At 61.9% G+C, this 25101-nt stretch carries 22 protein-coding genes; 8 read left to right on the top strand and 14 right to left on the bottom strand.

Features of this window, described 5'->3' with window-relative positions; translation table 11 throughout:
• Nucleotides 1-56 precede the first annotated feature (56 nt).
• The 3 genes from BLU15_RS31780 to BLU15_RS31790 all read left to right on the top strand — a co-directional run bounded on the left by BLU15_RS31780 (nucleotide 57) and on the right by BLU15_RS31790 (nucleotide 2646).
• Complete coding sequence (locus BLU15_RS31780; RefSeq protein WP_244546874.1) at nucleotides 57-731, top strand: PIG-L deacetylase family protein; 675 nt, start codon at nucleotides 57-59, stop codon at nucleotides 729-731.
• Between the two features lie 37 nt (nucleotides 732-768).
• Nucleotides 769-1977, top strand: coding sequence for a DegT/DnrJ/EryC1/StrS family aminotransferase (locus tag BLU15_RS31785; RefSeq protein WP_090300871.1), 1209 nt, complete (start codon nucleotides 769-771; stop codon nucleotides 1975-1977).
• 78 nt (nucleotides 1978-2055) lie between these two features.
• Nucleotides 2056-2646, top strand: a complete 591-nt coding sequence (locus tag BLU15_RS31790) for a sugar transferase (protein WP_090300873.1) — start codon at nucleotides 2056-2058, stop codon at nucleotides 2644-2646.
• On the opposite strand, the gene BLU15_RS31795 is transcribed toward BLU15_RS31790, so the two are convergent.
• From BLU15_RS31795 to rfbF, 10 genes are all read right to left on the bottom strand, one after another.
• The gene (locus BLU15_RS31795; RefSeq protein WP_090300875.1) at nucleotides 2612-3985 is read right to left on the bottom strand and encodes an O-antigen ligase family protein; all 1374 of its coding nucleotides are present in this window, start codon (nucleotides 3983-3985) and stop codon (nucleotides 2612-2614) included. The genes BLU15_RS31790 and BLU15_RS31795 overlap by 35 nt on opposite strands.
• 75 nt (nucleotides 3986-4060) lie before the next feature.
• Nucleotides 4061-4870, bottom strand: coding sequence for a 3'(2'),5'-bisphosphate nucleotidase CysQ (gene cysQ / locus BLU15_RS31800; protein ID WP_060520989.1), 810 nt, complete (start codon nucleotides 4868-4870; stop codon nucleotides 4061-4063).
• 53 nt (nucleotides 4871-4923) lie between these two features.
• Complete coding sequence (gene cysN / locus BLU15_RS31805) at nucleotides 4924-6813, bottom strand: bifunctional sulfate adenylyltransferase/adenylyl-sulfate kinase NodQ (RefSeq protein WP_090300877.1); 1890 nt, start codon at nucleotides 6811-6813, stop codon at nucleotides 4924-4926.
• Nucleotides 6813-7712, bottom strand: a complete 900-nt coding sequence (gene cysD / locus BLU15_RS31810; protein WP_090300878.1) for a sulfate adenylyltransferase subunit CysD — start codon at nucleotides 7710-7712, stop codon at nucleotides 6813-6815. Before cysD ends, cysN begins: the two co-directional genes overlap by 1 nt.
• A gap of 116 nt (nucleotides 7713-7828) precedes the next feature.
• Nucleotides 7829-8266 carry a GtrA family protein gene (locus BLU15_RS31815; protein ID WP_176960416.1) on the bottom strand — a complete coding sequence of 146 codons (438 nt, stop codon included), beginning with the start codon at nucleotides 8264-8266 and terminating at the stop codon, nucleotides 7829-7831.
• The gene (locus BLU15_RS31820) at nucleotides 8238-9251 is read right to left on the bottom strand and encodes a glycosyltransferase family 2 protein (protein ID WP_090300882.1); all 1014 of its coding nucleotides are present in this window, start codon (nucleotides 9249-9251) and stop codon (nucleotides 8238-8240) included. Before BLU15_RS31820 ends, BLU15_RS31815 begins: the two co-directional genes overlap by 29 nt.
• Nucleotides 9252-9267: 16 nt before the next feature.
• The gene (locus BLU15_RS31825; RefSeq protein ID WP_176960417.1) at nucleotides 9268-10245 is read right to left on the bottom strand and encodes an NAD-dependent epimerase/dehydratase family protein; all 978 of its coding nucleotides are present in this window, start codon (nucleotides 10243-10245) and stop codon (nucleotides 9268-9270) included.
• A gap of 91 nt (nucleotides 10246-10336) precedes the next feature.
• Nucleotides 10337-11575, bottom strand: coding sequence for a DegT/DnrJ/EryC1/StrS family aminotransferase (locus BLU15_RS31830; RefSeq protein ID WP_090300886.1), 1239 nt, complete (start codon nucleotides 11573-11575; stop codon nucleotides 10337-10339).
• A complete protein-coding gene (gene rfbG / locus BLU15_RS31835; RefSeq protein ID WP_090300888.1) occupies nucleotides 11565-12722 on the bottom strand; it encodes a CDP-glucose 4,6-dehydratase in 1158 nt (385 codons plus the stop codon). Before rfbG ends, BLU15_RS31830 begins: the two co-directional genes overlap by 11 nt.
• 3 nt (nucleotides 12723-12725) lie before the next feature.
• The gene (gene rfbF, locus BLU15_RS31840; protein ID WP_090300890.1) at nucleotides 12726-13550 is read right to left on the bottom strand and encodes a glucose-1-phosphate cytidylyltransferase; all 825 of its coding nucleotides are present in this window, start codon (nucleotides 13548-13550) and stop codon (nucleotides 12726-12728) included.
• 334 nt (nucleotides 13551-13884) lie between these two features.
• On the opposite strand from rfbF, the gene BLU15_RS31845 reads away from it, so the two are divergent.
• Nucleotides 13885-15591, top strand: coding sequence for a glycosyltransferase family 39 protein (locus tag BLU15_RS31845; protein WP_143034304.1), 1707 nt, complete (start codon nucleotides 13885-13887; stop codon nucleotides 15589-15591).
• Between the two features lie 38 nt (nucleotides 15592-15629).
• Here the strand turns inward: BLU15_RS31845 and BLU15_RS31850 are convergent, their stop codons facing one another.
• The 3 genes from BLU15_RS31850 to BLU15_RS31860 form a co-directional block, all read right to left on the bottom strand.
• Nucleotides 15630-16733, bottom strand: coding sequence for a glycosyltransferase family 4 protein (locus tag BLU15_RS31850; protein WP_244546879.1), 1104 nt, complete (start codon nucleotides 16731-16733; stop codon nucleotides 15630-15632).
• Nucleotides 16734-16804: 71 nt separating this feature from the next.
• Nucleotides 16805-17464, bottom strand: a complete 660-nt coding sequence (locus BLU15_RS31855; RefSeq protein ID WP_090300894.1) for a response regulator transcription factor — start codon at nucleotides 17462-17464, stop codon at nucleotides 16805-16807.
• Between the two features lie 129 nt (nucleotides 17465-17593).
• On the bottom strand, nucleotides 17594-18679 hold the full coding sequence (locus BLU15_RS31860) for a glycosyltransferase (protein WP_090300896.1): 1086 nt from the start codon (nucleotides 18677-18679) through the stop codon (nucleotides 17594-17596).
• 428 nt (nucleotides 18680-19107) lie between these two features.
• Here BLU15_RS31860 and BLU15_RS31865 point away from each other — a divergent pair, with 428 nt between their 5' ends.
• The 3 genes from BLU15_RS31865 (at nucleotide 19108) to BLU15_RS31875 (ending at nucleotide 21775) form a co-directional block, all read left to right on the top strand.
• On the top strand, nucleotides 19108-20013 hold the full coding sequence (locus BLU15_RS31865; RefSeq protein ID WP_090300898.1) for a methionyl-tRNA formyltransferase: 906 nt from the start codon (nucleotides 19108-19110) through the stop codon (nucleotides 20011-20013).
• Nucleotides 20014-20100: 87 nt separating this feature from the next.
• Nucleotides 20101-21072, top strand: coding sequence for an ATP-grasp domain-containing protein (locus BLU15_RS31870; protein ID WP_090300900.1), 972 nt, complete (start codon nucleotides 20101-20103; stop codon nucleotides 21070-21072).
• Nucleotides 21073-21076: 4 nt separating this feature from the next.
• On the top strand, nucleotides 21077-21775 hold the full coding sequence (locus BLU15_RS31875) for an HAD family hydrolase (protein ID WP_176960419.1): 699 nt from the start codon (nucleotides 21077-21079) through the stop codon (nucleotides 21773-21775).
• A 90-nt stretch (nucleotides 21776-21865) separates the two neighbouring features.
• Here the strand turns inward: BLU15_RS31875 and BLU15_RS31880 are convergent, their stop codons facing one another.
• On the bottom strand, nucleotides 21866-23056 hold the full coding sequence (locus BLU15_RS31880) for a calcium-binding protein (protein ID WP_090300905.1): 1191 nt from the start codon (nucleotides 23054-23056) through the stop codon (nucleotides 21866-21868).
• 251 nt (nucleotides 23057-23307) lie between these two features.
• Here BLU15_RS31880 and BLU15_RS31885 point away from each other — a divergent pair, with 251 nt between their 5' ends.
• The gene (locus BLU15_RS31885; protein WP_090300907.1) at nucleotides 23308-25089 is read left to right on the top strand and encodes a type I secretion system permease/ATPase; all 1782 of its coding nucleotides are present in this window, start codon (nucleotides 23308-23310) and stop codon (nucleotides 25087-25089) included.
• The last annotated feature ends 12 nt before the right edge of the window (nucleotides 25090-25101 follow it).

Consider the following 25101-nt stretch of genomic DNA (forward strand, 5'->3'; position numbering starts at 1 on the left):
CGTCCTTGCCGGGTAGGGGTCTTAAGGTCGTTGGCGAGGGCAGCAGGATGAGCCTGATGGAAACGCTCGGACGAACGCTGGTCATCGCACCGCATCCCGACGACGAGGTTCTGGGCGCCGGCGGGACGATGGCGCGGCTGGCGGCGCAAGGAAGCGACGTCTTCGTGGCTGTCGTCACGGAGGGAAAACCACCGGCCTATGATCGCGCCTCGGTGGAAGCCGTTCAGGCCGAAGCGCACGAGGCGCACCGAATTCTCGGGGTCAAGGAAACGCGGTGGCTGGGCTTTCCCGCCGCAGCCCTTTCCGAGACCTCCCATTCGGCACTCAATGCCGCCCTGTTCGAACTGGTGCGCTCCATCGCGCCGCAGACGCTGATCATCCCCTTTGTCGGCGACATGCATGTCGATCATCAGGTGATCTTCCTATCGTCGATGGTGGCTGCAAGACCGCATCAGCCCGGCTATCCCAAGGTGATCCTGGCTTACGAGACGCTTTCGGAGACAAACTGGAACGCGCCTTATGTGACGCCGGGCTTCGCACCGAATGTGTTTGTCGACATCAGCGACCATATCGATCGAAAGCTGGCGGCGATGAAGGCGTTCAAGTCCCAGGTTCGGGCGGCGCCGCATGAGCGCAGCCTCGAGACCTTGAACGCGCTCGCCACATTGCGCGGCGCAACCGTGCTGAAGTCGGCCGCCGAGGCCTTCGTGATGGTGCGGCAGGTCATCTGATATTTCCGGAGTTTTCACTCGAGCGAGGGAGCAAGCTGTGGCGACGTGGCCGGTATATGACGAGGAACAGATTGCGGATGTGGCAGCGGTCCTGAGGTCGGGCAAGGTGAATGCCTGGACCGGGCCGCACGTCGCAGCCTTCGAGGAAGCCTATGCCCGTGCACTCGGGCGCAAGCACGCCATCGCGCTTGCAAACGGTACGCTTGCGCTGGAGTTGGCGCTTTTCGCGCTCGGTCTCGAACCCGGCGACGAGGTGATCGTGACACCGCGCAGTTTCGTCGCCTCGGCGTCGTGCGTTTCATTTTGCGGCGGCGTTCCCGTCTTTGCCGATGTCGATGAGAATAGCCAAAACATCAGCGCCGCAACGATCACACCGAAGATCACCAGCCGGACAAAGGGCATCATCGCGGTCCACCTGGCCGGATTTCCCTGCGACATGCCGGAAATCATGGCCCTCGCCAGACAGGCGGGACTGTGGGTGATCGAGGATTGCGCGCAGGCCCACGGCGCCGAGATTGACGGCAAGCCGGTCGGAAGTTTCGGCGATATCGCCGCATTCTCCTTTTGCCAGGACAAGATCATCACGACCGGCGGCGAGGGTGGCCTGATCGCTCTTGATGACGAGGCACTGTGGAAGAAGGCCTGGAGCCGTAAGGACCACGGCAAATCCTATGACGCGGCATTCCTGCGAGAGCACCCGCCGGGCTTCCGCTGGCTGCATGAAACGATCGGCACGAACTGGCGAATGACGTCGCTTTCGGCCGTTCTGGGCTCGAGGCAATTGGAGCGCCTTCCGGGATGGCACGCGACAAGGTCTCGCAACGCTGCGATCCTCGACGAGGTGGCCTTAGAGCTTGCAGCGTTGCGCGTGCCGACGTTGCCGAAGGGATATCGCCATGCCTATTATCGCTACTACGCTTTCGTTCGCCCGGAGGCATTGAAGCCCGGGCACGACCGCGACTGGATCGTAGCGGCGATGAATGCGGCAGGCGTGCCGTGTTTTTCCGGAAGCTGCTCGGAGGTCTACCTGGAGAAGTGCTTTACCGATCTTGGGCTTTCGCCGTCCGAGCGGCTTCCGGTCGCACGCCGGCTGGGCGAAACCAGTATCGCGCTTCTCGTCGATCCGGCGCAGAGCGAAGAGGCGATGACCAAGGCTGCCGGTTTTTTGCATGCCGTCGTCACCGAAGCGTCTCTTCCCGCTCTGGGTCAACGCGCGCCGGTGCTTGAAATGGAAGCGCGGGCATAAAACCGCGATTTGGGAAACGGTCGAGCAGCCGCGACGCGGTTGCCCGGCCCTGTGCCCACCGGTGCATGGGAGTTGGAGATGAAGCGGTGCTTTGACATCGTCTTTGCGTTGGCCGCGGGCCTCCTGAGCCTGCCGATCATGCTGGTGGTCGGGATTGCGGTCGCCATATGGCTTGGGCGGCCCGTGTTGTTTTACCAGACCCGGGCGGGGCTCAACCGGCGTCCGTTTCGCATGATGAAGTTTCGGTCGATGTCGGATGCGCGAGACGCCGAAGGCCGACCCCTCAGCGACGCCGAGCGCACGGGACGGTTCGGGCTTCTGCTTCGCCGGACGCGCCTGGACGAGTTGCCAGAGTTCTGGAACATCCTGATCGGCGACATGAGCCTCATCGGCCCGCGGCCGATCCTCCCGGAGACGATCGACACGCTGGGCGAGCGCGGGGTTCGCCGCTGCAGCGTTCGGCCGGGGCTCACCGGCTGGGCCCAGATCAGCGGCAACGCCATTCTTTCGAACGACGACAAGCTCGATCTTGATCTCTGGTACATTGCCAACCGATCAGCCTGGGTCGATCTCAAGATCATCGCCGAAACTGTTCTGGTGATGATCCTCGGAGATCGGATCAGCGAACGCCGGCTCAGCGCGGCACGCCAGAGCGTGCCTGAGCGATAAGCTCCTTCTGCCGCAGTTCGGGTTGTGGCACCGGTTCGGGCTGAGAAAAGGCGTCCGGCGCCGGTTTTGCCGAGCGTGAGAACGCGATGTAGGCGCAGGCAAGGGCCACGGGCAGCACCAGCGGGAAGGGCCAGAAGCGGCTATAGGCGTGCGGCACGGCATTGGCGACCAACAGCAGCATGGAGACGTTGGCGACGATGCAGCCTGCAAACGGTCGCCCGCCAGGAAGCCGCGCCACGGCCAGCGCCGGGCCGAAGGCCGAAAGCAGCATCACCAGAAGACCGAGCGCCGAGATCAGGCCGCCTTCCGTCCACAAGAGCAGATAGAGATTATGAACCGGCTGGTGAATGGCGCTCGCGATCCGGTACTGGTCAGCACCGACGCCGAGCAGCAAGGTGCTGTCGGTCATGTTCATCGCTTCATAGATCAGCTCGACACGATGGTCGAATGTGCCGGCCTGGCCGATATCGCCGCTTTCGAGCGCTCCGAGCACGCGCTTTTGGAACGCGGCTGGAAGATAGTCGCGGGCGGATGTAAAGACCGCGAGCACCATGCCGGCCAAAAGGACGACGTTGACGATCAGCCGCTTCCAGTTGACGCCGATGATGGCAAATACGCTCATGCCGAAGACGAGAGCGATGAGGCCGGTGTTGGAGCCCGTCAGCAGGATCCCGTAAATCAGAATCAATAGGGCAAAGACGGCATAGATGCGGTTGATCCGCTTCGTCGTGATCAACACAAGCAGGATCGGGACCGCAAGCGCTATCACCGCCGCGCACTCGTTTTCACGCTCCATCAGGCCGCTGAAGCGGCCATTGCCGCTGACGAAGTTCGTGTTCGTGCGGCCATCAATATGGATGAGATAGATGCCCTGGAAACAAAGGACGAGGATCGAAAACACATAGGTCTTCGCGAGCAGCACGAGTTGATCGAGCGTACGACCACTGAACAACAGCACTACGAAGAGATAGGCGTAGAGGTACTGGGTGACGACGACGATGCCGCGCATCGGGTCCGGGCCTGCGATGCTGCTTACCAGCAGGCCGGAGACCAGCATTGTCAGCCCCAGCCACCACAATCCGCTGCTGACACGCCCGAACAGCTGAAAATCGATGTTGCGGTTGAGCAGCGCAAAGCAGAAGCAAAGCAAGGCGAGGAAATCGGCGACGGTGAAGTTCGTATCGCCATAGCGAAAATAGTTCATCGAGCAGAAGAAGACGGCGCCGACCAGCAGCAGGAACTCGATCTTTTTGGTGAGCACGATGCCAGGCGCATCGCGGCGCGCGGCTTCGCGACGAGCACTCAGTCCGGCCGAAAGGGTATGGTTGAACATGTTCATGGCATGCCGTCACCTTCAACCGACACAAGGCCGTGCGCTCGAACCTCGTTTTCAGGCACTCTAGCCTTTTTCCTTTTAGTCCGCTTCCTTTTCGCGAACCTCCGGCCCGCAATCACGCCCCCAGCCGATGAAGCCGGGATTGGCAAAATCGCAATCATTTGCCTGGCGTCGCTTCCCGTAGCGGAACGGTTGCCCGTCAAGCGTCGTGACGCGCCCGCCGGCAGCGCGCAGCACGGCGTCGCCAGCGGCCGTGTCCCATTCCATCGTGCGCCCGAAACGGGGATAGACATCGGCGAGCCCCTCGGCCAGCAGGCAGAATTTGAGCGACGAGCCGATCGACGTGCAGTCGCGGATTGCGTTCCGCTCCAGAAAATCCGCCGTCTCGGCATCGCTGTGCGAACGGCTGGCAACCGCGGTCAGATTTTCAGGCCGTTCTCGACACCGTATTTCCGTGGTCTCGGTGACGGCAAAGTCGGCGGTCACCTGAAACTTCGTCGCCCGTCCCCCTTCGGCGACATAGCCGACGAGCCGGGCGGGTGCAAAGACGACGCCAGCCACCGGCTCGCCGTCGCTGATCAAGGCGATGTTGACGGTGAAGTCGCTTCGTCGGTTGATGAATTCCTTGGTGCCGTCGAGTGGGTCGACGAGGAAGAAGCGCTGCCCCTCGATTTCGGGCACGGCGCCTGCCGCGACGGCTTCCTCGGCGACCACCGGGATATCGGGGAAAGTTCGAGCCAGAATGGCAAGGATGATCTCTTCGGCACATCGGTCGGCTTCGGTGACCGGCGAACAATCGGCCTTTTCATCGACCGTGATATCACGCGCGTAGACGTCGAGAATGGCCTTGCCAGCCTCTATCGCTGCGGCCGTGAGCGTATCGATCATCGTCTCTCTCCATACTGCCGCTGGCGGCGTCGACTGCTGCGCCGAACTGGCGCTTATTGATTGTCGAGATAGGCCTCGATCTCGCCTGCAAGCGCCGTAACTTCGCGGCCCAAGGTGTGCAGGTGGATTTCCGGCGTCTCCGGGCGCTCGTAAGGCGAACTGATGCCGGTGAAGTTGCTGATCTCGCCGGCGAGCGCCTTCTTGTAGAGGCCCTTGGGATCGCGGCGCGCGCATTCCTCGATCGGGGTGTCGACGAAAATCTCGATGAATTCGCCCGGGCCGAACAATTCGCGGGCCATGCGGCGCTCCGAGCGGAACGGCGAGATGAACGACACGAGCACGATCAGGCCCGCTTCAGTCATGAGTTTCGCGACTTCGGCCACGCGTCTGATGTTCTCGACGCGGTCTTCTTCGGTGAAACCGAGATCGCGGTTGAGGCCGTGACGGACATTGTCGCCGTCAAGCAGGAACGTGTGCTTGCCCTGGGCGTGCAGCATTTTCTCGACAGTGTTGGCGATCGTCGATTTCCCCGAGCCGGAGAAACCCGTGAACCACAGCACGCGCGGCGTCTGATGATTGAGCGCGGAACGGGCCTTCTTGTTGATGTCGAGAGCCTGCCAATGCACGTTGAGCGCACGACGCAGCGGAAAGTCGATCATGCCAGCGCCGACCGTGGCGTTCGTGAAGCGGTCGATCAGCACGAAGTTGCCGGTGGTCCGGTTGTCCTTGTAGCTGTCGAAGACGATCGGCGCCTGGGTGGAAAGATTGCAAACGCCGATCTCGTTCATGCGCAGCGATTTTGCCGCTTCCTCGGCAAAGGTGTTGACGTCGATCTGGTGTTTGAGGCTGGTAATGGTCGCGCTGACGCTGTCGACTTCCGTGCGCAGGATGTAGCTGCGTCCGGGAAGCATCGCATCCGGGTGAAGCCAGATCACGTGCGCCATGAACTGATCGGCGACATGCGGTCGGTCTTCCGGGGGCACGAGCATGTTGCCGCGCGAGATATCAAGTTCGTCCTCCAGCACGAGCGTGACAGACTGGCCCTCGACCGCGCGCGCAAGCTTTCCGTCATAAGTGACGATTTCCTTGATCCTGGAGAGCTGGCCGGATTTTGCCACCGCGACCGGATCGCCGACAGCAATGCTGCCCGATGCGACCTGGCCGGCAAAGCCGCGGAAGTCGAGATTGGGGCGAAGGACAAGCTGGACCGGGAAACGGAATTCCGCTTCTGCCGCCTCTTCCTCGATCGGCACCGTCTCGAGATGCTCCAGCAATGTTGGACCGCCATACCAGGGCATGTTCGGCGAACGAGCCGTCATATTGTCGCCAAAGCGCGCCGAAATCGGGATCGGCGTGATCGTCGAGAAGCCGAGGTTCTCGGCAAAGGCCCTGTAGTCGGCGACGATCGTGTCGAAGACCCTGCGGTCAAAACCGACGAGGTCGATCTTGTTGACGGCGAGAACGACGTGGCGCACCCCGAGCAGGGACGCGATGAAGGAGTGGCGCCGCGTCTGCCGAAGAACACCCTTGCGGCTGTCGACGAGCACGACGGCAAGGGCCGCCGTGGACGCCGCGGTGACCATGTTGCGGGTATATTCCTCGTGCCCCGGCGCGTCGGCCACGATGAACTTGCGGCGCGAGGTGGCGAAGAAGCGATAGGCAACATCGATGGTGATGCCCTGTTCTCTTTCAGCCTCCAGGCCGTCGATCAGGAGCGCGAAATCGATGTCGCCGTGGTTGGCGCTGTTGCGTTTGGTCTCGCGCTTGAGTGCTGCAAGCTGGTCGTCGAAGAGCAGCTTGCTGTCGTAGAGCAGGCGGCCGATCAGCGTCGACTTGCCGTCGTCGACCGAACCACAGGTCATGAACCGCAGAAGCGATTTCTTCTCCTGTTTGGCCAGATATTCGAGCACGCTGCCCGGTGTTGCGGGAATGCTGGCGGTCATTAGAAGTACCCCTCCCGCTTCTTCTTCTCCATCGATGCGGTTTCGTCCGCGTCGATCAGGCGGCCGTGCCTTTCCGACGTGCGGGCGGTCAGCATTTCGTGAACGATGTCCTGGAGTGTCGTGGCGTTGGATTCGATTGCAGCGGTGAGCGGGTAGCAGCCGAGCGTGCGAAACCGCACCAGGCGCTGCTCGACCTTCTCGTCCGCGTGGAGCGGCATGCGTTCGTCATCCACCATGATCAGCATGCCGTCCCGCTCGACGACCGGCCGGCGTGCGGCGAAGTAGAGCGGTACGATCGGGATGTTTTCCTTGAGGATGTATTGCCAGATGTCGAGTTCCGTCCAGTTGGACAGGGGAAAGACACGAATGGATTCGGATGGGCCGACGCGCGTGTTGTAGCTCTTCCAGAGCTCGGGCCGCTGGTTCTTCGGATCCCAGGCGTGCTGAGCGTTGCGGAAGGAGAAGATGCGCTCCTTTGCCCTGCTCTTTTCCTCGTCCCGCCGCGCGCCCCCGAAGGCCGCATCGAAGCCGTATTTGTCGAGCGCCTGGCGTAGCGCAATCGTCTTCATCACATGCGTATGCACGTTGGAGCCGTGGGTGAAGGGATTGATCTTCTGCTCGACGCCGTCGCGATTGATATGAACAAGCAGGTCAATGCCGAGTTCGGCCGCAGTGCGGTCGCGAAACTCGATCATTTCGCGGAATTTCCAGGTGGTGTCGACATGGAGGAAGGGGAAAGGCGGCTTGCCGGGATAAAATGCCTTCATCGCCAGATGCAGCATGACGGAGGAGTCCTTGCCCACCGAATAGAGCATGACCGGCTTCGCGAAGGTCGCGGCGACCTCTCTGAATATGTGGATCGCCTCGGCTTCCAGGCGCTGCAAATGAGTTAAGGACATCGGGCGAATACTCCCAAACTTCAAAATAAAAAATTCTAATATCTCGAAATTCTATCTTCTTTTTCAGTCGAAAATCATGTTCTAAAGAACTGTATGCGTAAATAATACTTGTTGATTTAGCCGTTATTTCTTGTTTCTGTACTTGGCGCCTCTGAGCCGCGAAAGACCCAAAGTCGCGACGCCAGATAATTCCAGACAAAGACGATCGGAACGCTGATCACCTTGGCGACCGGTGCCGGGATCAGGAGGGCAAGGCCCGCGACGATCGCCGTCGATATCAACAGACCCGTCAGGGTGGCGGCGACGAACTTCACCGCTTGCACATGGCTATGGGCGGCGCGGAACGTCCAGGCGCGATTGAGCATGTAGCTGACCGCGATGCCGCAGGAATAAGAAACGAGGTTCGACGGCGTTGGCGGCGCCCCCGCGAAATAGAACGTGTTGAACAGAGCCATGTCGAGCAGGGTCGTCACGGCGCCCACGGCAGCGAACCGGGCAAGCGTTTCGCCGGCGCGTTGCCGGGAGCTAGCGTCTTTTGTTGTCGGCAGCGACATCGCCGCGCCTCCAATCCGGCATCGCCGGCGTCGGGCGCCGGTGTTCGTCATTGTTGATCGAAGCTTCGATGATCGGGGCGGGACGGTGCTTCGATTGCATGAAGATGCGGCCCACATACTCTCCCATGATGCCGAGGAAGATCGCGTTCAAGGTAATGGAGAGCAATAGCAGCATCGTGGTCGTCGCGAAGCCGGCGGGCCAGTCCTGCCCGAACAGAAGCTTACCGACGAGGTAGCCGAACAGAAGCAGCAGCGTGGCGGTGCCCATCACCAGGCTCGCCATCGAGGCGAGCCTGAGCGGCGTCAGCGAATGGTTGAGTATGCCATCGACGGCAAGCGAGAGCATCGCTTTGAACGGGAACTTGCTTTCGCCGGCTACACGGGCCTGACGGTCGTATTCGAATCCGACCTGCGAAAACCCCATGGCGCTGATGAGGCCACGCAGATAGGGAGACGTGTCGTCGACCTTGCGCAGTTCGTCGAGGATGCACCGGTCGACGAGCCTGAATTCGCCGGCGTTGAGCGGCAGATCGTCCTCGCTGAGTGCATTGATGCACCAGTAGAAGGCCCGGCGGATATGGGTTGTCAGCCAGCCGTCGGTGAGCGTCCGGCGAATGCCGTAAACCACCTGGTGCCCCTTTAGCCAGAGATCGATCATGCCGGGTATGAGGTGCGGCGGATCCTGCAGATCGCAGTCGATCTGCACCGAGCAATCGCCGGTCGCCGCCTTGTAGGCCACGAGCAGCGAGCGCTGGTAGCCGATGTTGCGGCTGAAGCGGATCACCCGAACGCTCGGATCCTCGCTCGCGATCTCCGTCAGGATCTCGAAGGTTCTGTCGGTGGAGTGGTTGTCCGTGAAGATGATTTCGCGGTCGTATTCGGGCAAGCTGCGGAACATGTCGACGATCGCCTCGTGGGCGCGCCGGACATTGGCCTCCTCGTTATAGGCCGGTACCAGGATCGAGATTTTCTGTCTCTTTATCATCTCGTTGCCACCACCCTCAAACGGTCTTGCGCGTAGCGTGGCTGTCGGCCGAGGCCGGAGGCACGACGGCTCGGTGCCATGCGATGGTGCGGGCCAGTCCCTCCGCAAACGGTATGCGGGCGCTCCACCCGAACAGATCCTTTGCGCGCCCCGGTGCTGCCCGGAAATCGCGGATGCCCCCTGTCGAGGTGGCCGAGCCGTATTCGATGAGGGCGGGATCGGCGCCCGTTTGTTCGACGATGAGGCGCGCGACCTCGCGCATCGGTGGCGCGATGCCGGTTGCGACATTGACGAGCCGGGTGCTGACCGGCGCATCGGCAATCCGCAGCAGCGCTTCGACAACGTCGTCGACATAGAGCAGGTCGCGCCGGTCGCTGGGATGGCGGACGAGGCAGCGCTGGCCTGCAAGGCAACGCTCGATGAAGGACGGGATCATGAACTCGGTCGATTGCCTCGGGCCAAAAACAAGTGCCAGCCGCGCGGTGATCACCGGGAAGGGCAGGCGTGTCTGCAACCCGCCGATGAAATGGGTCGCGGCCGTCAGCTCGGCCCCATAGGCGTTTACCGGGATTTCGCGGCTGTCTTCTTCGTAGGGGGCGGGTGTCGCACCATATTCGGCAAGCGATCCGGTTCTGATGATCTTTCGCGGCGGATGGCGCAGCGCACTTGCCGCGCCGAGCAGACCGAGCAATGAGTTGAGGTGCTCGCGGATCCCCGCCTTGGCGTCGTTGAGCTCCGCCTCTTCGCGTCGGCGCGTGCGGGCGGCCAGATGAAAGACGATTTCCGGCTCGACCTCCTGCAGGCAGCGCCGCATGGCATCGTCGGACTGAAGGTCGAAATTGTGCCGGATGAACGCGCCGTCGACTGCCTCGAGCCGGCTGTCTTCCGAGCCGGGCCTCACCACCACATGTACTTCATGACGCGCGTCGAGGCAGGTCCGCGTCAGATGCGAACCAATGAAGCCAGCGGCACCGGTTATCAATATTCTCGACATGCGCCTCTTCTCATCTACGCGTGGCCGCCGAGGACCGAAAATCCGTCTGACGCGCCTCCCCTTGGCCGGGGGAAGCGCGTTTCGTGTTCGCTCAGAAGAACGAGGCCGGCTGATGATCCCGGCGCTTCGTGGCGCCGGAGGCTTCATACCGCTGGGCGAAATCACGGAAGGACTGGTGGATATGGTCCAGGTGCGCCTGCGTCAGGCCGTGGTGGCAGGCAAGCAGAATGCCGCCACGCATCACGTCGTCGGCAACCGGATAGCCGCGCGGCTCGACCTTGCTATGAACGCCACTCATGGCCGGCTGGCGCAGGATGTTTCCGGTAAACACCGGACGGGTCTGGATGTCGCGCTGTTCCAGGAAGATCTGCATCTCCCGGCGGGTGAACGGCGCATCGGCACGCACGGTCATCGGGAACGCCAGCCACCCGGTTCGCGAAAGCGGCAGTTGCTCCGGCAGGACGAACCAGTCCTCGTAGGTCTCGAAGAAGGCGCGCTGCTTGGCGAAGTTGCGCTCGCGTGCATCGATGTTCTGCTGCAGCCGATCGAGCTGGACAAGTCCGAACGCCGCGCCCATTTCGGACGGTTCGATGTTGAAGCCCAGTACTTCGAACACGAATTTGGCGTCATAGTCGAAGCCGTCGAGGTCGATGTTGAACCGGTTCTCGATGGTCTCGGATTCGACAAAGAGCGAGGATGTGCGGCCCCAGGAGCGATAGAGCATCGCCTTTCGCGCCAGTTCGTCGTCGTTGACGCAGACCATCCCGCCGTTGCCCGCCGCGGTGATGACATGCGAGCCGTAAAAGCTGGTCGTGCTAATGTCGGACCGTGCGCCGGTGCTGGTGTCCCTGATCGTCGCACCCAGCGTGTCGGCGCTGTCTTCTATCACCAATAGTTTGTGCGCGTCGGCGATGGCGCGAATGCGATCCCAATCGGGCAGGTTGCCGATCAGAGACGGGATCATCACCGCCTTCGTCTTCCTGGTAACCATCCGCTCGATCGCATCGACGTCGATATTGTAGGTGCCTTCGACGACGTCGACGAATGCCGGGATAAGACCGGCGCGCACGATCGGGGCGACGGTCGTCGCAAAGGTCAATGCGGGCGTGATGACCTCGGATCCCTTCGGAAGGTCGGCGATTTCGATGGCGAGATGGTTCGCGGACGAACCGGAATTCACCATGATGCCATGCCGTTTCGCAAACAGGGTCGCGACACGTTCCTGCATCGTCCTGACGGCCTTGCCCATCTGTGTCGATGAGCGCAGGACTGCCACAACGGCATCGATCTCTTCCTGGCCGTAAACGGACTGTCCGTAATTAACTCGCATCTTTCCAATCTCCGATGTCGCGCAATGGCAATGGTTTTGCTTCGTGTTCGACTTCCTGTTTCCAGGCGGCGGCGTATTGCTCGATCTGATGCTCCGAGAACGACCGGATGTTTCTCGGATCCTCCCGGTACTTGCGGTACCAGGCGACAGTCATGGCCACGGTGTCGCGCAGGCGCAGCACCGGCTTCCAGCCGAGTTCTGTGCGGGCCTTTGTGCTGTCGAGGCGCAGGATGGTCGATTCCACCGGCGCGTTTACCTGCGGCTCGACGATGTATTTCGGTGGCGCGTCACCCCATTGGGCGACGACCATGTCGGTAAGCGTTCCGACATTGACGGTCGCTTCCTGATCGGGGCCGAAATTCCAGCCGCCGGCAAAGCGCGTTCTGCCGTGAAGCAGGTGCGCCGCCAGCATCATGTAGCCGCGAAGCGGCTCGAAGACATGCTGCCACGGCCGGATGCTCGACGGATTGCGCAGCCGCGCGGGGCTGCCGCCTTCCACCGACCGGACCAGATCGGGCACGAGCCTGTCGGCACCCCAGTCGCCGCCGCCGATAACGTTGCCGGCGCGCACGCTGACGAGCTGAGGCCCGTTGGGGTCATTGAAGAACGAGGATCGATAGGCCGCTGCGACGAGTTCAGCGCAGCCTTTCGACGAGCTGTAGGGATCGCGCCCGCCCATCGGGTCGTTTTCCCGATAGCCCCAGACCCATTCGCGGTTCTCGTAGCACTTGTCGCTGGTGACGACGATCACGCCCTTCAGGGACTTCATGCGCCTTGCCGCATCGAGCACGATGGCGGTGCCGACGACATTGGTCGCATATGTGTCGACCGGGTTCTCGAAGGAGGCGCGGACCACGGCCTGCGCGGCCATGTGAATGACGAGATCGAAATCCTGTCCGTCGATTGCCTCCGCCACGTCGGCGGCAGACCGGATGTCGCCCTCATGGCCGTCGATAACGTCGCCGAGGCCGGTCGCCAGGTAGAAGGACGGTATCGACGGTGGCAGCGAGAGGCCGACCACCGATGCACCCAGTCGCCTTAGCCAGAGCGAGAGCCAGCCTCCCTTGAAACCGGTGTGTCCCGTGATCAGGATCTTTCGACCACGGAACGCCTCGGCAAGGTCGATCTCGCTGGTGATCAAAGCCATGTCCTACATCCGTACGTGATGGGTGGAGGGTGCGGTTGTCGCGGCGGCCAAGTGATCGCGTTCGAAGTGCAGCCACGGCGGATCTTCGCTTTCGCACAGCCCGTTCAGGTAATCGCGATCGCGGATCGTATCCATCGGATGCCAGAAGCCGTGATGCTTGTAGGCAAACAGTTGACCGTCCCTGGCGAGATTGGTCAGCGGCGACATTTCGAGCGGTTCGGAAAGGCTCGGAATGTAGTCGAGGACGCCGGGTTCAAAGACGAAGAAGCCGCCGTTGATCCAGGTTTCCTTCTTCTGCACCTTCTCGGTGAACTCGACGACCTGGTCGCCCTCGATCTCGAGGTTGCCGAAACGGGCCGGTGGCTGCACGGCGGTGACCGTCGCAAGGCGCCCGTGCGAGCGGTGAAATGCCAGCAGCGCCTCGATGTCGATGTTTCCGACGCCGTCCGAATAGGTCACCATGAATGGCTCGTTGTCGAGCCACTCGCGCAGGCGAAGGAGCCGCCCTCCGGTCATCGTCGACAGGCCGGTGTCCACGACAGAGACATTCCAGTCGAGCGGATGATTGGGGTGCAGCACCATCGAGCCGCTTCCCAGCGCGACGGTAAAGTCCGCGGTCGACAGATGGAAGTTATGGAAGAAGCTCTTGATCGACATGCATTTATAGCCGCCGGCAACGACAAAGTCGCGGTGCCCCCAGTGGCTGTAAATGTCCATGACGTGAAGAATGATGGGCTTGCCACCAATCTCGACCATCGGCTTGGGAATACGCGTGGTTTCCTCGGCCAGGCGTGAGCCAAGCCCTCCCGCAAAGAGAACGACTTTCATAGCGGTCTCCAAGAAGATATGTTTGGGATAGTGTTGACGTCTCAGGTTTTATTCATGAGCAATCGCGATCCAATGCGCGATTTGAGCGTTTTCAATAACTGATAAAAATGCACGTCAATAAAAGCAGGTGGTTACCTGCAGGTTACGGAATATGTCTGGATAAGTCCCAGGGTTTCCGTTATGTTAAGTAACTAATATACAAGAAATACCTTATATTCTGCTTGGCCGCAAGCCTTTTTACGTGTCAGGTTTATCCCTGCACGCTTGTCGGGGTTGTCCCGCTAGGCCACGCGCCGCTGCGCGTTACGATCCTGTGTGGTCCATTTGAAGCCGTGTGCGGCTGCATCGTTCTCGTCGCCAGCCTGAATTTTATACTTCGTCTATTTTTGTTCGGAGTTATTGCATGACTTATCCAGCAAGTGTTTCTTCGGAAAGGCAGGACTCTGTTGAAGGAAAATCTGTCGGGATTTTCTACCAAGTTGCAGCGGCCCTGTTCTTCCTGTTCGTTTTCTATTTTCTGTTTCTTCGGATCATGAATTTCGAGATGCGGCGAGACGAGCAGTTGTATGTCCCGCCGGCCAGACTCTTGAACGACCATGGGCTCTACGCCGATTTTTTCTACAATCATCCGCCGGCCTCCGCGTGGTACTTCTACGGCATCAGTAAGCTGACCGGGTCCAGCGACCTGCTCCTAAGCGGTCGCCTCGGTGTCTTCCTGGCCTGGATCCTCCTGACTGTTGCTGTCGGCGGCGTGGTGTATGTGTTGACGCGCTCGGCTTGGGCAACTGTCTGTGTCGGCATCCTGTCGCTCGTGAACGAGTTGTTCCTGACGCAGACGGGTGTTGGCGCCACCAACAATTTTCTGCCGTGGCCGTTCGCCTTTCTCGGCCTCAGTCTTTTTCTTCTCGCCCTGCGTAATGACCAGCGCCGTTCGTTGTTGGTGGCGCTGGCCGGGTTTCTGCTGGCCTTGGCCGTGTGTTTCAAGCTGAGCGCCATCGCCTTCATCCCGGCCGTGGCCGTCGCCGCATTCCTTCTGCCGCGATCGCTGGCGCTGAAGGATCGTATCGTAAAGGTCGCGGCGCCGCTGCTGGCCGGCGGTCTTGCCGGCGGGGCGCCGATCCTTTTTTATCTCGTCAGGGATCCACAGCTCTTCCTGGCGCATGTGGTTCGCTACCATACCGGTCCGCATCCGCAGTATTGGCGGCTGATGAGCGGCGACGGGGAGGGAGGGGCGATGTCGCTCGCCCAGAAACTGGTCATGGCGCAGGATATATGGCTTGCGCCGGCCGTGGCGGTGGCGCTTGCGGCGCTCATCGCCGTCGCGTTCATCGTTCTTGCCCGGCGCTCCGACAACGTGGCGGTCGAACCACAGCTGCGCATGGGGGAGGTGCTCGTGCTTGCGGGCGTGCTCGCCTGCAGCTTTGTGCTGAGCTTCGTTCCGACGCCCGGGTTCCCGCAGTATTTTGCGCCGCCGCTCGTCTGCCTTCCGCTGGCGTTTGGCCTTTTGCTCGAGGCACTTGGTCCGCGCGCGCTCCCCACGGTGCGGCCGATCCTGCTGTCGGCCGTGCTTGTCGTCCTTGCGGTCAACGCGCCGCGCCTTGGTCAATACCTCGGCAAGGCGACCCATCCGCAGCAGTGGACGACAATGCGCGTGCATGAGGGAGGCGTGACGATTGCTGAGAGAATGCAGGCTGCCGGCGTAACCGGCAAGGTTGCGACGCTCGCGCCCATCTATCCGCTGGAGGGCGGCCTCGATGTCTATGCGGAGCTGGCGACAGGGCCGTTTGCCTACCGCACCGCCGACATGACGAGCCCCGAGCTGGCGAAGTACTACAAGATGACATCGCCATCGACGATCGAAGGGCTGTTCGAGAAAGACCCGCCGGCGGCGTTTCTGCTTGGCTTTGAAGACGAACTGGAAAAGCCGATGCGTGCCTTTGCGGAAAGCCACGGCTACGTGCAGTCCGCGTCTCTCGGTTTCAAGGACAGATATGGGATCCCGACCCTCTATCTGAAGCCAGCAACGCCGCCCGGATCGTGATCGGGTGATGCGGCGTCGCCTCCTAAGGCGGTGCCGTATTAGGTCGATACGCGCGCTGCCGGGTAAAGCGCCTGGGCCTCCTCAGGCGCAGCGATGACGTCGTCCCATTGCTGAAGGACCGACTGGATCGCGTAGCGCGCGGCAACCGCGCGTGCGCCCATGGCGCCGATCTGGTGCCGCAGTGTTGCGTCGGCCGCCAGGCGGGCTATCGCGTCTGCCAGCCGGCGAATGTCCTCCTTGGGGACGAGCATGCCGACCTGCGGCGTGTCGATGATTTCGGACGGCCCCCACGGACAATCAAAGGCGATGCTGGCAAGGCCCGCGGACATCGCCTCCAGCAGCACGTTCGGGAAGCCTTCGAAGCGCGAACTGAGGACGAAGATATCGCCGGCGTTGATCCATTCGACCGGTGATTTCGTCGTGCCCGGCAGACGAACGCGGTTCGAAAGGCCGAGGCGTCGGACCTGTTCCTCAAGCGCCGGCCGTTCCGGGCCTTCGCCGAAGATGGTCAGCGTCATGTTCGGCGCGCGCCCCGCGATATCGGCAAAGGCGTCTATCAGCAGATCGAAGCCCTTCTGCCTGTCCAGGCGGCCGACGGCTAGCACCCGGGTGACGGTACCTGACTGTTTGTCACGCACATGCTGAAGCGTGATCGGGTTGGGGATGATCACGGCCTTGGCTTTGAGGGCCGGTGGCAGCGAATTGACCGCTTCCGTCGTCTGCATCACCAGCCGCTCTGCCAGGCGAGCCGCCAGCGGCCGCGCCAATCGCCACAGCCCGTTCATGTCCTGCGTATTGAAGTTGTTTCGCTCGGAAAGGACGAGCCGCAGGCCGAGGCCGCGGCTGGCAAGCACGACCATGATGTTGACCTTCGTCAGAAAGGAAATGACGAGATCGGGCGACAGAGCGCGCAGGCGCGCGCGCAATCGGGCGATACGTGCAGCCGTCCTGAACACGGGCACCGACGAGCCGCCGCCGAGCGCCTCCACGCGGACCGACCTGTCGTAGGCAAAATAGGTCTCCGGGGTTTCCGCATTGAGCGCGAGCACGTGCACGTCGTCACCGCGGGCCGAGCGATGGCGCGCGAGGATGTTGACGACCTTTTCTGCGCCGCCGGCACCAAGCCCTGAAAGCACAAACACAATTCGCAATGGCGGCTCCTGTCTCGATTGGGGCAGACGGGCATCCCGCCTGCGCCCGACCCGACCACGGCCTAGACGGCGCTCATCCAGCCGTGGGTCAAGGCGAAATGGACAATCTGCGCCCGCGTGTGGAGCTGCAGCTTCTCCGTTGCACGGGCCTTGTAGGTTTCGATCGATTTGACGCTGACATTGGCGCGCGCGCCGATTTCCTTGTTGGAGTACCCAAGGGCTACGAGGCGCAGAACATCCTGTTCGCGACGGGTCAGCCCCGGCACGCCGGCCGTCTTCATCGCGCGCGACCCGGGATTTGGTGCCGTGCGCGTCAGTTCCTGGGCGGTTGGCGGATCGAGATAGAGCCCGCCATGCGTGACGGAGCGAACGGCAAGCAGCAGGTGCTCGGGCGCGGAGCATTTCTGGATGAAGCCCTTGACGCCGATCTGAAGCGCCTGCTGTGCGTAGGAGCGCTCCGGGTAAATCGTCATCACCACCACATAGGCCGAAAGCTGCTGCTTGAGGATTTGCTCCGCCAGCGTAAGGCCGCTCATGTCGGGAAGGGCGATATCGATGACCGAAACGTCCGGCCCGATTTCCTTGATCAGCGCGAGCGCCTCCGCACCCGTTCCGGCCGAGCCGACGCAGACGATATCGTTGGTCGTCTCGATCGTCGCGCGGGCGCCGACGATGACGAGCGGATGGTCGTCGATGATGACTGTGCGTATCGGCGTCGTCATGCTGCCCGCCTGACTGTCGGCGCCAAGTCCGCCGGCATTCGCTTAGGTCGAGCCCCTTTGTTGTTGTCGTTCATGTGTCGGTCCCCCTGTCCGAATTTTCTTTCCGCAGCTTGAGCTGTGCGGTCGCTGCTAGAAGTTCCTCAGGAAATTTGAGTAACGCCGTTCGATGTTGTGCAGCGTGTATTCGCTTTCGATGCGATCGCGGGCGAGGTGCGCGTAGCGGGCATATTCCTCCGGCGATAGGTCGAGCACCTTGCGCATGGCGTCGGCAAAGGCCTCGGGATTGCGAGCGGGCACGACGATTCCGGCATTGCCGGCAACCTCTGCCGCGTCTCCGACGTCCGTTGCCACCACCATTTTTGCGTAGCTCATCGCCTCGGCAACGACGTTCGGAAAGCCTTCGGTCCTGGAGGACAGGGCGAGGATATCGATGCTGCGGTAGAAATCCTCCATGTCCGCGACTTCGCCCCTGAGGTCGATTGCCTCGCTTGGCAATCCGGCATCGGCAATCAGCCGCACGACTTCGGGATTGTCCCAGGCCAGCCCCCGTCCGGCGGCGAGAAAGCGCGTGTCGGGATGGGTGCGCAACACCGAAGCGGCGGCGCGAAAGAAGGTGGCGTGATCCTTTTGCGGGTGGAAACGCGCGACGATGCCGACCCGCCGGGGCGGCGCCTGGTGGCCTGCCGCCACCGCCGGGATTTCAAAGCCGTTCGGGATGACGACCGAATTCAGGTTGCGGTAGCCATAGGCGCGGTGCATTTCGCGGGCGCGCGACGAATTGTAGATGATGCCGGAGGCCGAGCCGGAGAGCACGCGGGCAGCGGCGATCGCCATATGCGAGCTTCGCGACAGCGAGGCGACATCATCCAGCGACTGGCGAACATTCCAGATGACCGGCGTTGCGCGGCGCGCAAGTTTGGCAGCGACCGTGCCGACCACCATGGCGTGGTACATCCAGCACAGCATGACACTCGGCTTTTCCTGGCGGATGATGTTGGCAAGCCGCATCGTGCCCTGCAGAATGGCCGGGAGCGAGTGCGCGCCGAGCGCCACATACTCGACGCGCGGATTGTCCGCGAGGTCACGGTTTCGCGCCGAGACATCGAGCAGCGATACGACCATGACGCGTTCGTCAGACGACGCCTTGAGCAGGCGCGCGAGCATCGTCTCAGCTCCGGCGCTTGCGCTGAAATTAGTGATCAAATGCAATATCATACCGTGGATCCGAAGTTGCGCCGCCGTTTGGGCATTCCTCCGCATTCCCTGAGCCTGACGACAGGGCACACTGGTGTGTATCCCGGCGCTGGTCACAAGCATTAAATTCCCGGGCGCGCTGTGCACGCCAGGACATTAACTTCCTATTGCCTCGATTGTGGAGGGCACATCGGACGCGATCATTTCTGAAATGGGTTCGTACTCTAAATTGGCCTTCCAGGGCGCACCCTAGAAAAGCAGTGGTTTCAAGATACAACGGCAGACACTGTCATGCAATTATTCTCTTGCAGTATAGCCCGGCTCTGAAATAGCATCCCCTCATATCATACTTGAAATACATTAATATCGCCCAGATGGGTTATTTCTTCCCTTGGTTGTGATCCGAGTTGTATATTGCGCTCTGACACATTGTGCATTTGAGAACCAAAATGCGTTTTGCTCTGGTTGGTGCCGTCGAAGGATCCCTAATCGCGCTCGATGCCCTGTTGGCGAAGGGGATGCTGCCGTCCCTGGTGGTCACGCTGCCGCCGGAGGCCGCGGATCGCCATTCCGATTTCGCGGACTTGACGACGCCGGCGCGCGCGGCAGGCAGCGCGGTCTGCCATACGACCAACGTGAACGCCGAAGAGACGCTTGCAGCCATCCGCGCGAGCGCCCCTGAACTCGTCCTGGTCCTCGGCTGGTCGCAGATCTGCCGTCAGGCCTTCCGTGCCATCCCGCGCATGGGCGTGATCGGTTTTCACCCGTCGGCGCTGCCGCGTCTGAGAGGTAGAGGTGTTATCCCCTGGACCATCCTGCTTGACGAAAAGACGACGGGTTCGTCGCTCTTCTGGATCGACGAGGGTACGGATTCCGGCCCCATCATCTTGCAGCGCCTGTTTTCCGTCGCGCCGGATGAGACCGCGCGCAGTCTATACGGTAAGCATGTGCGCAATCTGGCGGAGATGGTGCCGGAGGCCGTTGAATTGGCCCGAGCCGGCAAGGCGCCGCGGATGGAGCAGGACCACAGCCTGGCGAACTATTGTGCAAAGCGGGTCGCCGAAGATGGCCTGATCGATTGGCAGCGCCCGGCGGTGGAGGTGATGCGACTGATCAGGGCGGTTGGCGAGCCCTATCCCGGCGCATTTTCGCGCCAAGACGGAAAGGTCATCCATATCGATGCGGCGCGGGCTTTCGCGGACTCCTTCCGTTACATCGGCCTTGCCGCGCAAGTTCAGACCCATACGGCGGACGGTTTTACCGTCATGTGCGGAGACCGGCAGTGCATCGAGGTAGCCGCGTGGCGCACGGCTGACGGCCGGCGCCCCCCGGTGCACAGCAAGTTGGGAGTGTAACCGTGCGGGCATTGAATCGGGTTCAGTCAGGCGGGGCCACGGCGATTGCCATGGCCCGTCGTCCTAACAGTCAAGGAGAAGGCGTGTATGGCGTACCGGTCGTTCAAGATCCTTGTCTCTTCCGCAGGAAGACGTGTTGGCCTGATCGAGTGTTTTCGCCGGGCAGCGCGCGCGCTGGACATCGATGTCCAGATTCTGGCCTGCGATCTTGAGCCTGACCTGAGCGCGGCCTGTGCGATCGCCGACCGGGCTTTCGCGGTACCCGCCTACAGTCACCCGGAGTTCACGGGCCGCCTGGCGGAGATCGCGCGGGCGCATGATGTGCGCCTGCTCGTACCAACGATCGATCCCGAACTGGTGCCGCTTGCGGCAGCGGCGGGGGATTTCGACCGCTTCGATTGCCGCGTGCATGTGAGCACTCCGCCGGTCATCGACGTTGTGCGCGACAAGCTCGAAACCATGCGCGTGCTCGACGCGGCCGGGGTGCCGGTCCCGCGAACCGGCATGCTGGAGGAGGTTCGCGGCGAGCTCTCCCGCTGGGACTGGCCGCTGTTCCTCAAGCCCAATGCCGGGAGCGCAAGCCGCTCGATCAGCATGGTCCGCTCAATGGCCGATCTGCCTGAAACGACCGTAGAGCCGATGATCCTGCAGCAATATCTCGACGGCCCGGAGCATACGGTCAATGCGTTCGTCGATGACGGCGGCACATTGCAGTCGGTCATTTCGCATCGGCGATTGCGCATCAGGGCAGGCGAAGTCGAAAAGGGCGTTACCGAGCGACATACGGCGCATCGGGCGATGGCTGAGGGTATCTTGCGGGCGTTGCCGGACTTGCGCGGTGCGTTCTGTTTTCAGGTCATGGACGATCGGCTCACCGGTCCGCGGGTGATCGAAATCAACGCCCGTTTCGGCGGCGGCTATCCGCTTGTGGATCATGCCGGCGCGACCTTTGCCCAATGGCTGCTGGAGGAAGTGGCAGGCTTGCCGAGAACGGCGCACGACGATTGGCGAGAAGGTGTGCTGATGCTGCGATACGATGCAGCGGTCTTCAGGGGATAGGCGGATGGGCGAGCAGGTGCTTGTTTTCGACCTCGACGATACGCTCTATCTGGAGCGGGATTTCGCCCGAAGCGGCTTCAGGGCCGTTGATGCCTGGCTGGCGAACCATCTGGGCGCGGAAGGCTTTGCCGGGCATTGCGAGGCAGCTGCTGCGAGCGGGCACAGCGGACGCGTTTTCGATACGGCGCTAGCAGCGATGGGCATTGCCATCGACGAAGCGTTGGTCGGCCAGTTGGTTGCCGTCTACCGCGGACACCGGCCGGAGATAGCTCTCGCCGACGATGCTCGCCGCTATCTGGAGCGTGCGCGCGTCGGCCGAAGGGCGATCATCACTGACGGGCCAGCGGCCACGCAACAGGCCAAGGTCAAGGCGCTGGGACTCGAAGCCTTAGTCGACCGGGTGATCTTCACTGATCTTTGGGGGAGAGAATTCTGGAAACCGCATGCACGAGCCTATGAGGCGATCGAGAGCTGGGCGGACGTCAAGCAGGACAATCTCGTCTACATCGCCGACAATCCGCTCAAGGATTTCGTCACGCCACGCCGGCGCGGATGGCAAACTGTGATGGTCACGCGCCAAGCGCGGGTTCACCGCACGGCGGCGCCGGATGATGCGCACCGAGCCGATAGGCGGATCAGCGATCTAGACGAACTGGACGACGCATTGCGCTCACTCGCCGCTGGTGAAGCGGTCTCTCGGTGAGCTTTTCGCGAACTGGACTGCCAATGCAGGCAGGAACTGGCGGTAGTGGCGGCCGCGGAGCGCGTATTCAAACCCGCGGCCGCCGGTATTTTACGCGAAGGTGAAGTCCGCCGCGCTGAAGTTGGCCGCAGACAGGGTACCGTTCGGATCGTCGACGACGATCTGGAAGGCGTGGCCGGCCGAATCCTGCGCCTTCAGGATCACGTCGCCGCTGGCGTCGTCATAGGCATAGACCGTGCCGGGGCCACCGGTGTTGGCGTAGCGGGTGATGCCGAGCTTTTCGAGCACGATGCGATCGAGACCATCCTGGTAGTCCATGATGGTATCCCGTCCGTCGAGTGCGCCAGCACCCTTGAGCACGAAGCGGTCGGCGTCAGCGCCGCCCCAGAGGAAGTCTGAGCCGGTGTCGCCGATCAGGGTATCCCTGCCGGCATCGCCGCGGATCGTGTCGTTGCCCGAGCCGCCATAGAACAGGTCATCGCCATCGCCGCCATTTAGCGTGTCGTTGCCGTCTTCGCCGCTGATGCTGTCGTTGCCGCCATCACCGTAGACGAGGTCGTCGCCTGCGCCGACGCTGATCCTGTCGACGCCGGCACCACCATGGGCCTCATCGCGACCGCTCTCGGAATCGAGAATGTCGTTGCCGTCGCCGCCGTCGAGATAGTTGTCGCCGTCGCCGCCGTCGACCCGGTCATCGCCGATGCCGCCATAGACGTGGTCATTGCCGGACTGGCCCTTGAGCGCGTCGTTGCCGCCTTCGCCATAGATGTAGTCGTCGCCGGCACCGCCACCGACGGCCTGCGTCGTTACCTGGCCGGTTGCCGGGTTGACGCGGTTGACGAAACCGTCATTGCCGTCGCCGGCATAGATGATGTCGTTGCCCGTGCCACCGTCGATATATTCTTCGCCGGCGCCGCCGTAGAAGGTATCGTTGCCGGCACCGCCGAGCATGGTGTCGTGGCCATCGCCGCCGTCGAGGATGTCGTCGCCGTCCTCACCGTCGAAGATGTCGTTGCCCAGGCCACCGACGAAGTGGTCGTTGCCAAGGCCGCCATCGAAGGAGTCGTTGCCGACGCCGCCTTCGGCATAATCGTCGCCTGGACCGGCCTTGAAGAAGTCGTTGCCGTCGCCACCGTACATGCGGTCGTTGCCGTCGCCACCGTCGAGATAGTCGTCTCCGGCATAGCCCCAAAGGCTATCGTCGCCGCCATATCCATAAATTGTGTCAGCTACGTTCGTGCCATAAAGCGTGTCAGCTACGGGTCTTCCCTTAACGATCATGTTTCCATCCTTTATTAGTGGGGCAGAATACGCGCCGTTGCTTTTACCGACCGCCGCGCAAAGACAGCAAGCGACCGGAGCGTGTGAAAACTGTGATCTGTCGCGTTAAATGGTGGGGTTCTAAAATAGCATCTATAAGCAACCGCTACAACAGATGTATAGTACCTACTCAACCCCCGGCACGTTGACATCGGGGAACAATTCCATCGATACGGCCCCACTCAAATTCCTGGAAACGGTGTCGTTGCAGCATGGTAGACAACAGAATCACAAGCGGCAGTTTACGCTCTGCGTTCCGGCGCAGCGTCATCGATCTCGGCTTGTTCTCGACGGTCGTCAACGTGTTGGCGCTGACCTCGCCGCTGTTTCTGATCCAGGTTTACGATCGGGTTTTGCCCTCTTCCAGCATCGAAACGCTCGTCTATCTTACGATTATCGCGTTTCTTGCCTTCGCATTCCTCGGCCTGCTCGATGTGATTCGGGCGATCTATGCGGTGCGGATGGCGGCCAAGCTTGACAGCGAGCTCGGGGCGACCGCCTTTGCGAACGTGGTCGCGGCAACAGGCCGGGAGCCGGGTGACATCCAGCCCTTGCGCGATCTTGCGACCGTTAGAGGCTTCGTCGCTTCGCGCGGCACGCCGGTCCTCTTTGACCTGCCGTTCTCGCCGGTGTTCGCCGCACTCCTTTATCTCCTGCATCCGCTGCTCTTCCTAATGACGACGATCGGCGCGATCGTCATTCTGCTCTTGGTTTTCCTCAATCAGTACATGAACAAGAAGGCGTCGCAGTTCGCGCAGGAGCGTATCACCAGCTCCAATCTGACGGCGCAGATGTTCAGCCGCAATGCCGAGACGGTGCGTGCGATGGGCATGACGAACAACGTCAGCGAGGTCTGGGGCCGCCAGTTTGCCGCCGCGACCGCGGCAGCTGACGGAAGCCTCGTCGTCAACGCCATCTTCGGCGGCATATCGCGATCGATCAGAATGATCCTGCAGATGGCGATCCTCGCTGTTGGCGCGACCCTTGTCTTAAAAGGGCAGATGACTGCCGGGATGATCTTCGCGTCGTCGATCCTATCGGGCCGCGCGCTGCAGCCGCTCGATCAACTGGTCGGGATCTGGAAGCAGGCAATGGATGCGCGCAGCGCCTGGTCGCGGTTCGAAAAGGTGATCGAGGCCGGCAGTGTCGATAGCCGCAAGCTTCTGCTGCCGAACCCCGTCGGCGATATCGCGGTCCGTGATCTGCTCTATGTTTCACCCGACGCCGGAGCTGACCCCGAGCCGATCCTGAAGCGGCTGAATTTCACGATCGCTGCCGGCGAAAGCGTTGCAGTGGTCGGGCCGAGCCGGGCGGGCAAGTCGACGCTCGCGCGACTTCTGACCGGCGCCGTTGCGCCGACCGCGGGCTCGATCACCATCGACGGTGCGGATTTGAGAACCTGGGACGTGGCGCAGCTCGGCAGCCTTATCGGCTATCTCGCACAGGACGTGCAGCTGCTGCCGGGCACGATCGCCGCCAATATCTCCCGCTTCGAGCCGGATGCAGCCGACGAGGCAGTGGTTGCGGCCGCGCGCGCGGCTCATGCCAATGATCTCATCCTGTCGCAGACGAAGGGCTATCAGACCCCGATCGGGCCCGGTTCCAACAATCTCTCCGGCGGCGAGCGGCAGCGCATCGGGCTTGCGCGCGCCTTCTACGGCGCCCCGCGTCTTCTTGTTCTCGACGAGCCGAACGCCAACCTCGACAGCGAAGGGGAAGCGGCACTCGGACGGGCACTGAGAGACGCGAAAGCGCGCGGCGTCACGGTCGTCATTGTCACGCACCGAATTTCGATCGCCACGACGTGTGACCGGATCCTGGTGATGAAGAATGGCAGGATTGATGACTTCGGCCCGACGGAGGAGGTGGCGCGCCGCGCGCAGTCCGACCGGGCGGACCGGGCCGCGAAGGCAGCGACCGCCAAGCGGCCCTCGAACCTGCCGACGGCAAACATTTCCACCTTCCTACCTGGTAGAACCGGGGATCGGCCATGACGGCGGCGGCGG

The sequence above is a fragment of the Ensifer sp. YR511 genome (assembly GCF_900103045.1).
Taxonomy (GTDB): Bacteria; Pseudomonadota; Alphaproteobacteria; order Rhizobiales; family Rhizobiaceae; genus Ensifer; species Ensifer adhaerens.

Coding starts and splice junctions, on each gene's coding strand:
- BLU15_RS31780 (WP_244546874.1), top strand. CDS start 57: ATGGAAACGCTCGGACGAACGCTGGTCATCGCACCGCATCCCGACGAC.
- BLU15_RS31790 (WP_090300873.1), top strand. CDS start 2,056: ATGAAGCGGTGCTTTGACATCGTCTTTGCGTTGGCCGCGGGCCTCCTG.
- BLU15_RS31795 (WP_090300875.1), bottom strand. CDS start 3,985: ATGAACATGTTCAACCATACCCTTTCGGCCGGACTGAGTGCTCGTCGC.
- cysQ (WP_060520989.1), bottom strand. CDS start 4,870: ATGATCGATACGCTCACGGCCGCAGCGATAGAGGCTGGCAAGGCCATT.
- cysN (WP_090300877.1), bottom strand. CDS start 6,813: ATGACCGCCAGCATTCCCGCAACACCGGGCAGCGTGCTCGAATATCTG.
- cysD (WP_090300878.1), bottom strand. CDS start 7,712: ATGTCCTTAACTCATTTGCAGCGCCTGGAAGCCGAGGCGATCCACATA.
- BLU15_RS31815 (WP_176960416.1), bottom strand. CDS start 8,266: ATGTCGCTGCCGACAACAAAAGACGCTAGCTCCCGGCAACGCGCCGGC.
- BLU15_RS31820 (WP_090300882.1), bottom strand. CDS start 9,251: ATGATAAAGAGACAGAAAATCTCGATCCTGGTACCGGCCTATAACGAG.
- BLU15_RS31825 (WP_176960417.1), bottom strand. CDS start 10,245: ATGTCGAGAATATTGATAACCGGTGCCGCTGGCTTCATTGGTTCGCAT.
- BLU15_RS31830 (WP_090300886.1), bottom strand. CDS start 11,575: ATGCGAGTTAATTACGGACAGTCCGTTTACGGCCAGGAAGAGATCGAT.
- rfbG (WP_090300888.1), bottom strand. CDS start 12,722: ATGGCTTTGATCACCAGCGAGATCGACCTTGCCGAGGCGTTCCGTGGT.
- rfbF (WP_090300890.1), bottom strand. CDS start 13,550: ATGAAAGTCGTTCTCTTTGCGGGAGGGCTTGGCTCACGCCTGGCCGAG.
- BLU15_RS31855 (WP_090300894.1), bottom strand. CDS start 17,464: ATGACGACGCCGATACGCACAGTCATCATCGACGACCATCCGCTCGTC.
- BLU15_RS31860 (WP_090300896.1), bottom strand. CDS start 18,679: ATGATATTGCATTTGATCACTAATTTCAGCGCAAGCGCCGGAGCTGAG.
- BLU15_RS31865 (WP_090300898.1), top strand. CDS start 19,108: ATGCGTTTTGCTCTGGTTGGTGCCGTCGAAGGATCCCTAATCGCGCTC.
- BLU15_RS31870 (WP_090300900.1), top strand. CDS start 20,101: ATGGCGTACCGGTCGTTCAAGATCCTTGTCTCTTCCGCAGGAAGACGT.
- BLU15_RS31875 (WP_176960419.1), top strand. CDS start 21,077: ATGGGCGAGCAGGTGCTTGTTTTCGACCTCGACGATACGCTCTATCTG.
- BLU15_RS31880 (WP_090300905.1), bottom strand. CDS start 23,056: ATGATCGTTAAGGGAAGACCCGTAGCTGACACGCTTTATGGCACGAAC.
- BLU15_RS31885 (WP_090300907.1), top strand. CDS start 23,308: ATGGTAGACAACAGAATCACAAGCGGCAGTTTACGCTCTGCGTTCCGG.